This window comes from Mesorhizobium sp. CCNWLY176 (assembly GCF_037153935.1).
GTDB classification, from domain to species: Bacteria; Pseudomonadota; Alphaproteobacteria; order Rhizobiales; family Rhizobiaceae; genus Mesorhizobium_M; species Mesorhizobium_M zhangyense.
In genome coordinates, this window is record NZ_JBBBDZ010000010.1 from 42,578 (window position 1) to 54,625 (window position 12,048).

The following is a 12,048-nucleotide window of genomic DNA, read 5'->3' on the forward strand; positions in this document are numbered from 1 at the left end:
GGCTGCTCAATCACTCTTCTGTTTCGATTTCGTCTTCCGCGTCGTCTTCATCTTCGCCGCGGTTTTTCTTGGCTTCTTTGCGGGCCCTGTTGTCCTTGCTCAGCGCATCCCGGATAAGGTCGTCGGTCAGGATCAGGCGGGCGTCGGCAATCGTCTCGAACGGTATGCGCACGCTGGGCTCGTCGCCGTAAGCGGGCTGGTCGCGCTCTATAAGAACGCTTTCGTCGTCCGTCTCTGCGATCTTGCCGCGAAAACGCTTGCGGTCGGCGACCAGGATAGACGTCTCCATCTTCACGAGATGACCGACCCAGGCGGAGAAATCCGTCTTGCGCACCAGCGGGCGGTCGATGCCCGGCGACGACACTTCCAGATGATAGGCCTTGTCGATCGGGTCGTCGACATCGAGCGCCGGAGAAACTGCGCGGCTGACCTCTTCGCAGTCCTCGACGGTCATGGTGCCGTCTTCGCGCTCGGCCATGATCTGCAGCGTCAGGCCGTTCTGGCCCGAAAGCCGCACGCGCACCAGCCGAAAGCCGATTGCACGCAGCACCGGCGCAATAATCGATGCCACGCGTGCATCGACACCGCTTTCGCGGATGATGCGATCGTCGCCGGCTATGCTGGATGTCTCTTCCGTCATTCCCTGTCCGAGGCTGGGCCAGGTAACAAAAAAGAGCGGGACCGGGTGGACCCACTCTTCGTCATACCGACCAAGAATTTGGATGGGATATAACCCATTGGCCAGCCGGTTTCAAGTCCAAGACGGAATGGCGCGTTGTGCCTGTGGGCAGGACGGCAGGTTTCCCCGGGATGCGCGGCGCGCATGGCTCGCATGCAGGAAACCATCTGTCAGAAATATCAATGGGTTCCTATATATGCTGCATTGCAACAGAAATTTGTTGCGATGCACAATACGAAAGGAAGCTTTCAATGACCAAGCGAAGCGCAATTTCGGTGATGAGCGATCTGTTCAGCGTATTCGGGAGCGCCGTTGCGGTGTCCCGTGCCGTCGACAGCCGCAAGACGCCGAGTGAACATCACCTCCGCAACCTCGGCATCAACCCCGAGTCCTTCAAGAACATCCGGCCCTTCTAGATATTGATTTTGAAGCATGATCTTGTCCGAAAAGTCTGCAACTTTTCGGGATCATGCTCTAAAGAGCCGGATGTTGATGAGACGAGGATCGATCAATCCTCGTCGGCGGCAAGCTGCGACAGCACCTTGCCTCGCCCGCGTGCCCGCATCACCAGCGGCACGATCACGGCAGCAGCCGCAAGCGTCAGCAGCACGATCGAAATCGGCGAGTGCACAAGCACCGTCAGATCGCCCTGACTGATCGCCAGAGCACGGCGCAATTGCTGCTCGGCCAGCGGCCCCAGAATCAAGCCGACGACGACCGGCGCGATCGGATAGCCGAACTGGCGCAGCAGATAACCCAGAATACCGAACGCCAGGAGCATCCCGAGTTCGAACACCGACGGGTTGGCGCCAATGGTGCCGAGCGTCGCGAAGACAAGGATGCCGGCATAGAGCCAATGCCGCGGGATCGACAGAAGCTTTACCCACAAGCCGATCAGCGGCAGGTTCAGCACCAGCAGCATAAAATTTGCCACCAGCAGGCTGGCGATCAGGCCCCAGACCAACGATGAATTGTTGGCGAAGAGCAATGGCCCCGGCTGAAGGCCGAATTGCTGGAAGCCGGCCAGCATGATCGCGGCTGTCGCCGTCGTCGGCAGGCCGAGCGTCAGCAACGGCACCAGCGTGCCGGCGGCAGAGGCGTTGTTGGCAGCCTCCGGCCCGGCGACGCCTTCGATCGCGCCATGGCCGAATTCCTCCGGCTTTTTGGCAAGCTGCTTTTCCACCGAATAGGACAGGAAGGTGCCGATCTCGGCGCCGCCAGCCGGCATGGCGCCGATCGGAAAACCGATCGCCGTACCGCGCAGCCACGGCTTCCACGACCGCGACCAATCCTCCTTGTTCATCCAGACGGAGCCTTTCACCGGCTCGATGCGCTCGTCGCCGCTGCTGCGTGACGCGGCAACCGTCAATGTTTCACCAATCGCAAACAGCGCGACAGCCAGCGTCGTCACCTCGATACCGTCGAGCAGATCGGGAATGCCGAAGGCAAGGCGCGCCTGCCCTGTCTGCAGGTCGATGCCGATCAGACCGAGCGCGAGGCCGAGAAAAAGCGCCGTCAGTCCGCGCAGGGAAGACTCGCCGAAGGCGGCCGAAACGGTCATGAAGGCCAGCACCATCAGCGCGAAATATTCGGCCGGGCCGAAGGACAGCGCGAATTTGACGATAAAGGGCGCGATAAGCGCCAGCCCGAACGTCGCAATCAGACCGGCGACGAAGGAGCCAATGGCAGCCGTCGCCAGCGCCGGCCCGCCCCTGCCCTTGCGGGCCATTTTGTTGCCTTCCAGCGCGGTAACGATCGAGGCACTTTCGCCCGGCGTATTGAGCAGGATCGACGTGGTCGAGCCGCCATACATGCCGCCGTAATAGATGCCCGCGAACATGATCAGCGAGCCAGCCGGATCGAGCTTGTAGGTGACGGGCAGAAGCAGCGCGACCGTCAGCGCCGGGCCGATGCCCGGCAGCACGCCGACGGCGGTGCCCAGCGTCACGCCGATCAGCGCGTAAAGAAGATTCATCGGCTCCAGCGCAACCAGGAACCCTTGTGCCAACAGGCCGAACGTATCCATGCTCTAACCCCTTAGCCTACAATAAGCCGCTCGAGCGGACCGGCGGGCAGCGACAGTTGCAGCCCCTTGGAGAAGATGAACCAGACGACGAAGGACAGGACGATGCCGATCGGGATCGTCATCCACAGCGGTCCGCGCCCGAAGCCGCGCGCCGTGGCGGCAAACAGCAGGCCGGTGGCGACGGAAAAGCCTACGAACTTTAGAAGCAGCATCTGTGCGGCCAGGCCGCCGACGATCCAGATGACCGGTCCGAACTGCTGCGGTTCGCGCTCCGGAAAATCATGGCGAAGGGCGGCAAACACCGTCCACACGGCCAGAACGAAAAGGGCTGCGGCGATCGCATAAGGGAAAGCCGTCGGGCCGAGGCGGGAATAGCTGCCGGCGCCGCCCATATGCGCCGTGTTCCAGGCAATCACACCGGCGATGAGCGCCAGAACCGCCGCGATAACGAACGCCGCCCGGTCAGGGCGGCGTTTTGTGCCGGATGTGTTGTTTTCCGTCATTTGACGAGACCGATGTCCTTCAGGATGCCGGAGGTCGATTCAATGTCCTTGGCAAGCTGCGCCTTGAACTCGTCGCCGGACAGATAGGTGTCGGCCCAGCCCTTGGTGGCAAGCGCTTCCTTCCAGCTCTTCGACGTCACCATCTTTTCAACGTCGGCGCTGATAGCAGCCTTCTGCTCGTCGGTGATGCCGGGTGCTGCGGCGACCATGCGCCAGTTCTGGATGGAAACGTCAACGCCACCTTCCTTGAAGGTCGGTGCATCGATGCCTGCGACCTTCTCGTCGCTGGAGATACCGATGATGCGCAGTTCGCCGGCCTTGATCTGCGATTCGAACTCGCCGTAGCCGGAAATGCCGACCGTGACCTGGCCGCCGAGAATCGCTGCAAGGGCTTCACCGCCACCGGAGAAGGCGATGTAGTTGACCTTGGTCGGGTCGACGCCGGATGCCTTGGCGATCAGGCCTGCCGTGATGTGATCGGTACCGCCAGCCGAGCCACCGCCCCACGACACCGAGCCGGGATCGGCCTTCAGCTTCGCGACGAGGCCGGCCATGTCCTTGATGTCGGAAGCGGCGGGAACCACGAGTGCTTCATATTCGCCGGTGAGGCGGGCAATCGGCGTCACCTGGTCAAGCGTGACGGGAGAGGCATTGGTGAGGATCGCGCCGACCATGACATAGCCGCCGACGATGAGCTGCGAAGGATCGCCGCTCGCCTGATTGGCGAACTGGGCAAGGCCGATCGTGCCACCGGCGCCGGGAACGTTGTTGACCTGGACGCTGCCGGAAATCTTTTCGTCCTGAAGGGCGCTCTGCATGGTGCGGGCGGTCTGGTCCCAGCCGCCGCCGGGCGCTGCGGGCGCCATGACCTTGTAGTCGGCAGCATGTGCCGGAAGGGCGAGCATGCCACCCAGTATCGACGCGAGTACGAAATGCTTCACGATGTTTCCTCCTTGGTTCGGCCCGCCATCAGGAGGTGGCGCGCCAGATGTGACTGTCGAAGCCTCAATTGCCCGGTTCATCACCGGCATCCGGGCTTTCTCTGGTTTGGAAGGTCTGGCAGGGCGTGGCCGTGCCACACCGCAGTCAGAATACCCATTTTCCCCTGCCGCAAGCCTCAAGGCCGCGGGCAAATATTCTGGGATATGGGTTTGGTTCCTCCCGAAACTCCCCGTTCTGGCTGCCTCCAACAGCCAAACCGACCGTCATATCACCACATCAACCTGACATAAGGCTGACATCCGGCAAGATCGTGCAGGCATTCTGTCAGTTCACTCCTGTCCTCGCAAGGCATCGTTCCAGCGCTTGATCAGCCGCGTGCGCTTGACCTGGTCGAGATAGACCATCAGGCCGGGACTGACCGGCACCGGCCGCAACTGGGCGCCAAGCGTCGTCTGCATCATGCTGGCGGTATTCTCGCCTGACACATCCGGATTGACGGCGGCGATGTGCAATTGCCTGGCCATGATCGCCTGGCCCTCGGCGGACATGAAATACTCGAGATATCTGCGCCCGAGATCAGGCGACTGCGCCGCCTTCGGCACCAACCCGATGCGCGACATGACCACGGTATAGTCCTTGGGCAGCATGATCCCGACATCGGCATGGCGCGACGCCCAGTCGGCAGCGTAGGAGCCGAGAATGTTGTAGCCGAGCACGAAGCGTCCGTCGGCGATACGCTCCAGAATGGCCGAACTCGTCGAATAGAGCTTTACGCCCGCTGCTCCCATGGCCTGGATCACCGTCCAAATGTCACCGAACTGCTCCTGGTCGCGGGACATGAACATGAAACCGACGCCGGAGCGCTCGATGTCATAGGTGGCGATGCGCCCGAACACCGCATCGCCCTGCTGCTGCAGATAATCCACGAACTGCTTGCGCGTCGCCGGCGGCTCGCGGTCCTTGAAACTCGGCTTGTGATAGACGAAGACCGCCGGCTCGAATGTCAGCGCATAGGCAGTGTTGCGCCAGTTCGCCCAGCGCGGCCAGCGCTCGCTCGAGGGAAGATCGCTTTGCTGTGCATAGCCGTCATTGGCAAGCTTTACCTGCAGATCCATGGCCGACGAAAACGCCATGTCGGCGGTTTTTTGTCCGGCATCGGTCTCGCGCACGATGCGATCGTAGATGTCGGAGGTCAGCATATCCTCGTAGCGGACCGCGACGCCCGGATTGGCCTTCTGGAAACCGGCGATCATCGGTTCGACCAGCGGCTTATCCAGCGAGGAGTAGACGATGAGCGTGCGCGCGCGCGCGTTGCCGTCCAGGGCCGGGAAAAGCACCTCTTGCGCCCCGGCAGGGAAAGCCGCAGTGAGCAGAACAATGAGGAATGCAAGCAGCCGCATGATCTGGCGACCATGCAACAGGCTCAATGTGTTCACAAGCTCTCGCCCCCGTTCTAGGGTGCCAGGAAAAATGAGGATTTCGTGCGCATACTGGTGGTGGAGGACAACGTCACGCTGGCAAATGGACTCGCCGCCGTATTGCGCGGCAGTGGCTATGCCGTGGATATCGTCGGCGATGGCGCCTCGGCAGTCGCCGTGCTTGCGACCGAGCGCTTCGATGTGGTCGTCCTTGACCTCAACCTGCCGGAAATGGACGGCCTCGACGTGCTGCGCACCATGCGGGCGCGCCAGAACAACGCAAGCGTGCTGATCCTGACTGCGCGCAGCGCCTTCGAGGACAGGGTCAAGGGCCTCAATCTCGGCGCCGACGACTACATGATCAAGCCGTTCGATGTCGGAGAACTGGAGGCGCGCGTACGTGTGCTGCTGCGCCGGCAAGCAGGCTTGAAGGCCGCCACAATCGCCTTTGGCGACGTTTCCTTCGACCAGAATTCGCGCAGCTTTTCAGCCGGCGGGATATCGCTCGACCTGCCGGCGCGCGAAATCAGCCTGCTGGAGACGCTGTTCCTGCGCGCCGGCAAGGTCGTCACCAAACAATCCATCATCGAGTCGCTCGCCGGCTTCGACGACGATCTGAGCGCCAATGCCATCGAGCAATATGTCAGCCGATTGCGCAAGCGCCTGGCGCCGCACGGGCTGACGGTGCGCACCGCGCGCGGCATCGGCTACTACCTCGAAAAGACGCAAAGCTCCTGATGGCTGGCGTCTCGACCTATTCGCTGCGTCGTAGGCTTCTTCTCTGGCTGCTGCTGCCGCTGATCGCCATCGGCCTGATTGCGCTGGTCGACACCTATGGCGAAGCTGTGCAGACCGCCAATGCCGTTTCCGACCGCGTGCTTGCAGGCTCGGCGCTGGCCATTGCCGAGCGCGTCGTCGTGGCGGAAGACGGTACGCTGGAGGTCGACATCCCCTATGTCGCGCTAGAAATGCTGACATCGGCGGCGCAGGACCGGGTGTTCTACCGGGTCGAGGGACCGCCGGGCACGTTCATCACCGGTTACCAATCACTGCCGACGGTCGCCGTTTCCGTGCCCGAGCGGGCCGTCTACGCTGACGCTGAATTTCGCGGCGAGCCAATCCGGCTTGCTGTGTTGGCCCGCTCGGCCTCGACCGGCGTGAACTCCGTCCCCTTCGTCGTAACGGTTGCCGAAACCACCATCGCCCGCACGCGGTTGACCGAGACGATCCTGCTGCGCTCGGCGCTGCGCTTGGCGATCCTTATTGCGGGGGCGGCCATCATCGTCTGGTTTGCCGTCACCGCCTCACTGCGGCCGCTCTACCGGCTCCGCGAAGCCATCACCGAGCGCAGCCCGGACGATCTTCGCCCTATCGAGCAATCGGTGCCCAACGAGGTGCGGGGGCTTGTCGATTCCGTTAATTCCTTCATGGTCCGGCTGGCCTCTGCGCTCGATGCGCTGCGGCATTTCACCGGCAACGCCAGCCATCAGTTGCGCACGCCGCTGACGATTATCAGGACACAGTTGGCTCTGGCATCGCGGGCAAACTCGCTCGATCAGGCTCGGGCGGCAGCGGCGACCGGAGACGAGGCGGTTGCCCATGCCGAGCGAATGCTTGCCCAGTTGCTTCTGATGGCGAAGATCGACGAGGCGGCATCCCAGCGTCTCAAGGATCTTGTTGCCGTCGATCTCACCGCGCTCGCGCAAGGTTGCACCGCCGATCGTATCCCGAAGGCTCAAACGGCCGGGATCGACCTCGGTTTCGAAGGCGACGAAGCGCTGGTCATCCGGGGCGAGCCGCTGCTGCTGGGCGAGTTGATCGGAAACCTCATCGAGAACGCCATAGCCTATGCCGGCTCGGGCGCGATGGTGACGGCACGCGTGCTGAGGGATGACGGCGTCATCCTCGAAGTCGAAGACAACGGTCCCGGCCTCTCAGTCGAGCAGATCGAGACGGTGCGAAAGCGCTTTTCGCGCGGCGGCGACGGCTCGAAACCAGGCACAGGTCTTGGTTTGCCGATCGTGGAGGAGATCGCCGGGCTTTTCGGAGGTGAGCTTTCGCTGCTCGCGGCTCCCGGCGGGAGCGGGTTGCGCGCGCGGGTCAGGTTCCCTGAAACCGGGATGTCGATGAAGGGATAGTGGGAATCAGACCCTGATGAACGTCATGTAGGCTGGACGGCGACCTTCACGAACCGCCTTTGCCTCGTAGCGGGTGCGTATCCAGCCATCATAGGGCTGATGCCAATCGTCCGCCGTGCTCGCCTGCCATTCGAACGCCGTGTGGGCGCGGCAATGCAACAGCGTCCAGTTCACATAGGTGTCGATGTCCGATGCAAAGCGGAATTTCGCGCCGCTTTTCAGCACCCGCGCGAAACGGTCGAGATTGGCCTGGCTGACAAAGCGCCGCTTCCAGTGCTTCTTTTTCGGCCAGGGATCTGGATAAAGCAGGTCGATGCCGGACAGCGATGCTTCGGGTAGCCAGTCGAGCACGCGCGTCGCGTCGTCGTCATAGACGCGCAGATTGGCGAGCGGCTTTTCGGCCAGCGACGTCATCAGACGGGCCATGCCGTTGACGAAGGGTTCAACGCCGATGAAGCCGGTATCGGGGTGGAGCGAGGCGATGTGGTGGAGATGCTCGCCGCCGCCGAAGCCGATTTCCAGACGCACGTCGGCAACCGGCACGGGAAACAACTGGCGCAGATCGGCAGGCGCCATCTCGGCCAGATCGAGCCGGTGTTTCTCCAGGCCTGCCTCAAGAGACGCGGCCTGGTACGGACTCATGGTCTTGCCATGCCGCCGACCGAAAAAAGCTTCGGTCGAACGGCTGCGCCTTGCTTCGGCGTTCATAGCAACATCACCCCTGACGATCAGGCCGCGACCGCCTCCTTGAGCGCCTTGACGAGGTCGGTCTTCTCCCAGGAGAAGGACCCGTCGCGGCCGGCCTTGCGGCCGAAGTGACCGTAGGCGGCCGTGCGTGCGTAGATCGGCTTGTTCAGGTCGAGATGCTTGCGGATGCCCGACGGAGACAGGTCCATCACATTGCGCAAGGCGGCTTCCACCACGTCTTCGCTGACCTTTCCGGTGCCGTGCAGGTCGACATAGACCGACAGCGGCTGCGCCACGCCGATGGCGTAGGAAAGCTGGATCGTGCAGCGATCGGCCAGCTTGGCCGCCACGACGTTCTTGGCGAGATAGCGCGCGGCATAGGCTGCCGAGCGGTCGACCTTGGTCGTATCCTTGCCGGAGAACGCGCCGCCGCCATGAGGCGCCGCACCGCCATAGGTGTCGACGATGATCTTGCGTCCTGTCAGGCCGGCGTCGCCATCGGGTCCGCCGATCACGAACTTGCCGGTCGGGTTGATGTACCAGTTGCAATCGTCCGCGATCTTGAGCGAGCCGAGCGCCTCGATGATGTAAGGCTCGACGACCTTGCGCACCTTCTTGGAATCCCAGCTTGCATCGAGATGCTGGGTCGAGAGTACGATCTGGGTCACTTCGGCGGGCTTGCCGTCGATGTAGCGCACGGTCACCTGGCTCTTGGCGTCCGGGCCGAGCTTGCCGGCATCGCCTTCGCCCTTGTGGCGGGCAGCGGCCAGCAGTTCGAGGATCTTGTGGCTGTAGTAGAGCGGCGCCGGCATGAGGTCCGGCGTCTCGTTGCAGGCGTAGCCGAACATGATGCCCTGGTCGCCCGCGCCTTCCTCGCCCTGCTTGTCGGCGGCGTTGTCGACGCCTTGCGCGATATCGGCCGACTGGCCATGCAGCAGGATGTCGATCTTCGCCTTCTTCCAGTGGAAGCCGTCCTGCTCGTAGCCGATCGCCCTGATCGCCTTGCGCGCGGCGGACTTGAACTTGGACGGGTTGATGATCGGGAATTCCCTGGCGTCTTCCAGGATGTTGCCGTTCTTGTCCTGCTTCAGCAGCGACTTGGGCACACGGACCTCACCGGCGATGACGACGCGATTGGTAGTGGCCAGCGTCTCGCATGCGACGCGCACTTCCCATGCGTCCATCTGCGCCTCGCCATTGCCGTTTTTCTTCGCTGCTTCGCGATAAACCAGATCGACGATTTCGTCGGAAATGCGATCGCAGACCTTGTCCGGATGGCCTTCGGAAACGGATTCGCTTGTAAAGAGATAATTCTGCCGCGTCACGGGTGTCCCCTCTTGAAAGAAACGAACGGCAGAATGCCGCGTTCTGGCGGCACACGTGTTACCGAAGCCGCACAGAGCCCGTCAAGCAGACATTTTGCGTGGCGCAAGGCCTTTTTGGAATTGGCGACCTAGAAAGGTCGCCTAGCTTTCCTCATCGGCCGCCAGCACCTTTACCAGATCGATGATCTTGCGACGCACCTTGGCGTCACCGATCTTGAAGAAAGCCCGGTTGAGCTGCAAACCCTCGGGACTGGTCACGAAATCGAGGGCGAAAGTTGCTGACGACTCTTCGCCAAAACCTTTGCCTCCAGCAGTATCCTGGCTCACGAAATCTTCGAAGAAAAAGGAAACGGGCACGCCAAGGATAGTAGATATGGCCTGAAGCCTGCTGGCACCGACTCTATTCGTTCCCTTCTCGTACTTCTGTATTTGCTGAAAGGTAATCCCGAGCTTTTCACCCAAGTTTTCCTGACTCATTCCCAACATGTTCCGACGCAGGCGAATTCTGCTTCCGACATATATGTCTGTCGGGTTCGGCTTCTTCTTATTTTCCTTGTCGATCATTTTTTCCTCGCCGATTAACCGGCTTCTTCTATTTGATTTTATCACGACAATGTAGTGATTGTCCCCAATTCAATCGCCCATCATTCCACTTACATTGAGGCGGGCGCACTATGAATCTCTAATATACCGGCTGTCAATTCGACCGGAGCTTTTGTCCCATCCCCATTCCAAGGCCTAATGCTCCAAAGGCGAACAGGATAACCAAACCGTTAATACCGGCATATCCGAGCGTTAATTTGTCGTAGCGACCCAACGATATGGTCGCGTCGACTACGCCGCGCGTATTCATCGCCAATGCGTCAATTATGCGGCCACGCTGGTCGATCACCCCCGAAACCCCCGTGTTGGCGGCACGAACGACAGGTAGCCCCGCCTCAACGGCACGAAGCTGCGCTTGCCGGAAATGCTGGTAAGGACCCGGCGTATCGCCGAACCAGGCATCATTTGTGACGTTCACAATAATGTCCGTTGACGTAGCGTCAACCGCCACCAATTCAGGAAATATAATTTCGTAACATATAAATGGAAGAGCCCGGATGCCCGAAGGCACGGTGATTGCGTGACGCTCTATACCGGGCGCCAGGTTCATCGGTCCCGCGACGATCTGATCGAGGCCAAACCGGGCCAGCAAATCGGCAAAAGGCATGTACTCCCCAAAAGGGACAAGATGCACTTTGTCTACGGCGTCGACGATTTCACCCGAAGCATTGATGGCAACTACCGAATTGTAGTAGCGCGCATCACCTTTGGTGGAGTTTCCGCCCTCCTCGCGCATCGCGCCGGCGATCAGCATCTGCCCTTCATCCAAAAGAGCACCAAGCGCCGTCAGGGCGTCCGGGCGGTCAGTGAAGAAAAACGGCACCGAGGTTTCGGGCCACAGGATCAATTGCGGCTTGGGTTCGTCCTTCTGGGGCGCTTCGGCCGATAAATCGAGGAGCGTGCGGAAAATTCGGTCGCGCACGCTCGCGTCCCATTTCTCGGTCATGTCGATGTTGGGCTGAACGACACGCACCGCGAGGCTGCGTCCATCCGGCTTGACGGGGGCTGCCAGCCGAACATAGCCGAAACCGACATGTGCAAGGGCAAGGACGGCTGCGAGGGAGAGCCCCAGCCGGCGATGTTGACGCGCAGCAAGAAGCGCCGGCATGGCGAAGACGAACACGGCAAGCGTGTTCATGCCGATCATGCCGGTGACCGACACGCTCTGCATCATCAGAGGAACCGGGGTCGCCGCATAGCCGATGGCGTTCCAGGGGAAGCCCGTGAAAAGGAAGGTCCTGAGCCATTCGGCCAGGCCGAAACCGAAGGCAAGGGCTGCGATGCGCCCCAGACCGTTGCTCCAGAACAGGCGGGCGGCGGCGCAGGCAAAACCATAAAAAAAGGCGAGGATCAGCGGAATGCCTACCACGGCGAAAGGAAGGGCCCAGGCGAAGCTGTCGGCCTCCACCAGCATGGCGCCGCCAATCCACCACAACCCAGCCAGGAAATAACCGAAGCCGAACCACCATCCGGTGGCAAATGCCGGTATGAGCCGCCGCAGAAATCCACGCTGCGATGCCACAGTGGCACCGTCGAGCAACCAGACCAGAACCGGAAAGGAAACGAAACAGACTGCGAAGAAATCGTACGGGGCCTGAGAGAGAACTGCGAGCGCGCCGGCCAGAAAAGCCGTGATCGCCCGCCGCCAGCCCCACAGCAGAATTACCCGCCCTGCAAGGCGCTCCATAGGCTGCCCCTCGTCACTCGAATCACGCGACAAGGTTTAT

The 12,048-nt window shown here is 61.4% G+C and carries 12 protein-coding genes; 3 read left to right on the top strand and 9 right to left on the bottom strand.

The window, feature by feature from the left end:
* Positions 1-10 precede the first annotated feature (10 nt).
* Positions 11-640, bottom strand: a complete 630-nt coding sequence (gene rimP / locus WBQ96_RS17290; protein WP_336552234.1) for a ribosome maturation factor RimP — start codon at positions 638-640, stop codon at positions 11-13.
* Positions 641-930: 290 nt separating this feature from the next.
* Between rimP and WBQ96_RS17295 the strand changes: the two genes are divergently transcribed.
* A complete protein-coding gene (locus WBQ96_RS17295) occupies positions 931-1,095 on the top strand; it encodes a hypothetical protein (protein WP_336552236.1) in 165 nt (54 codons plus the stop codon).
* Positions 1,096-1,187: 92 nt separating this feature from the next.
* Here the strand turns inward: WBQ96_RS17295 and WBQ96_RS17300 are convergent, their stop codons facing one another.
* From WBQ96_RS17300 to WBQ96_RS17315, 4 genes are all read right to left on the bottom strand, one after another.
* A complete protein-coding gene (locus WBQ96_RS17300) occupies positions 1,188-2,705 on the bottom strand; it encodes a tripartite tricarboxylate transporter permease (protein ID WP_336552238.1) in 1,518 nt (505 codons plus the stop codon).
* Between the two features lie 11 nt (positions 2,706-2,716).
* Positions 2,717-3,208, bottom strand: a complete 492-nt coding sequence (locus WBQ96_RS17305) for a tripartite tricarboxylate transporter TctB family protein (protein ID WP_336552240.1) — start codon at positions 3,206-3,208, stop codon at positions 2,717-2,719.
* A complete protein-coding gene (locus WBQ96_RS17310; protein WP_336552242.1) occupies positions 3,205-4,149 on the bottom strand; it encodes a Bug family tripartite tricarboxylate transporter substrate binding protein in 945 nt (314 codons plus the stop codon). The genes WBQ96_RS17305 and WBQ96_RS17310 overlap by 4 nt, the downstream gene beginning before the upstream one ends.
* 330 nt (positions 4,150-4,479) lie before the next feature.
* On the bottom strand, positions 4,480-5,550 hold the full coding sequence (locus WBQ96_RS17315; RefSeq protein ID WP_336552516.1) for an ABC transporter substrate-binding protein: 1,071 nt from the start codon (positions 5,548-5,550) through the stop codon (positions 4,480-4,482).
* A gap of 81 nt (positions 5,551-5,631) precedes the next feature.
* Here WBQ96_RS17315 and WBQ96_RS17320 point away from each other — a divergent pair, with 81 nt between their 5' ends.
* Positions 5,632-6,306, top strand: a complete 675-nt coding sequence (locus WBQ96_RS17320) for a response regulator transcription factor (protein WP_165118921.1) — start codon at positions 5,632-5,634, stop codon at positions 6,304-6,306.
* Positions 6,306-7,706 carry a sensor histidine kinase gene (locus WBQ96_RS17325; protein ID WP_336552244.1) on the top strand — a complete coding sequence of 467 codons (1,401 nt, stop codon included), beginning with the start codon at positions 6,306-6,308 and terminating at the stop codon, positions 7,704-7,706. Before WBQ96_RS17320 ends, WBQ96_RS17325 begins: the two co-directional genes overlap by 1 nt.
* 6 nt (positions 7,707-7,712) lie before the next feature.
* Here the strand turns inward: WBQ96_RS17325 and trmB are convergent, their stop codons facing one another.
* From trmB to lnt, 4 genes are all read right to left on the bottom strand, one after another.
* Positions 7,713-8,414, bottom strand: coding sequence for a tRNA (guanine(46)-N(7))-methyltransferase TrmB (gene trmB / locus WBQ96_RS17330; protein WP_336552247.1), 702 nt, complete (start codon positions 8,412-8,414; stop codon positions 7,713-7,715).
* 20 nt (positions 8,415-8,434) lie between these two features.
* On the bottom strand, positions 8,435-9,718 hold the full coding sequence (gene metK, locus WBQ96_RS17335) for a methionine adenosyltransferase (protein ID WP_336552248.1): 1,284 nt from the start codon (positions 9,716-9,718) through the stop codon (positions 8,435-8,437).
* A gap of 141 nt (positions 9,719-9,859) precedes the next feature.
* Positions 9,860-10,282, bottom strand: a complete 423-nt coding sequence (locus WBQ96_RS17340) for a helix-turn-helix domain-containing protein (RefSeq protein WP_205826708.1) — start codon at positions 10,280-10,282, stop codon at positions 9,860-9,862.
* Between the two features lie 133 nt (positions 10,283-10,415).
* Positions 10,416-12,008, bottom strand: a complete 1,593-nt coding sequence (gene lnt, locus WBQ96_RS17345) for an apolipoprotein N-acyltransferase (RefSeq protein WP_336552251.1) — start codon at positions 12,006-12,008, stop codon at positions 10,416-10,418.
* Positions 12,009-12,048 lie beyond the last annotated feature (40 nt).

What these genes read in the sequence shown, in the direction of transcription:
- WBQ96_RS17300 (WP_336552238.1), bottom strand. Translation starts at nt 2,705, where the DNA reads ATGGATACGTTCGGCCTGTTGGCACAAGGGTTCCTGGTTGCGCTGGAG.
- rimP (WP_336552234.1), bottom strand. Translation starts at nt 640, where the DNA reads ATGACGGAAGAGACATCCAGCATAGCCGGCGACGATCGCATCATCCGC.
- lnt (WP_336552251.1), bottom strand. Translation starts at nt 12,008, where the DNA reads ATGGAGCGCCTTGCAGGGCGGGTAATTCTGCTGTGGGGCTGGCGGCGG.
- WBQ96_RS17315 (WP_336552516.1), bottom strand. Translation starts at nt 5,550, where the DNA reads ATGCGGCTGCTTGCATTCCTCATTGTTCTGCTCACTGCGGCTTTCCCT.
- trmB (WP_336552247.1), bottom strand. Translation starts at nt 8,414, where the DNA reads ATGAACGCCGAAGCAAGGCGCAGCCGTTCGACCGAAGCTTTTTTCGGT.
- WBQ96_RS17305 (WP_336552240.1), bottom strand. Translation starts at nt 3,208, where the DNA reads ATGACGGAAAACAACACATCCGGCACAAAACGCCGCCCTGACCGGGCG.
- WBQ96_RS17340 (WP_205826708.1), bottom strand. Translation starts at nt 10,282, where the DNA reads ATGATCGACAAGGAAAATAAGAAGAAGCCGAACCCGACAGACATATAT.
- WBQ96_RS17325 (WP_336552244.1), top strand. Translation starts at nt 6,306, where the DNA reads ATGGCTGGCGTCTCGACCTATTCGCTGCGTCGTAGGCTTCTTCTCTGG.
- WBQ96_RS17295 (WP_336552236.1), top strand. Translation starts at nt 931, where the DNA reads ATGACCAAGCGAAGCGCAATTTCGGTGATGAGCGATCTGTTCAGCGTA.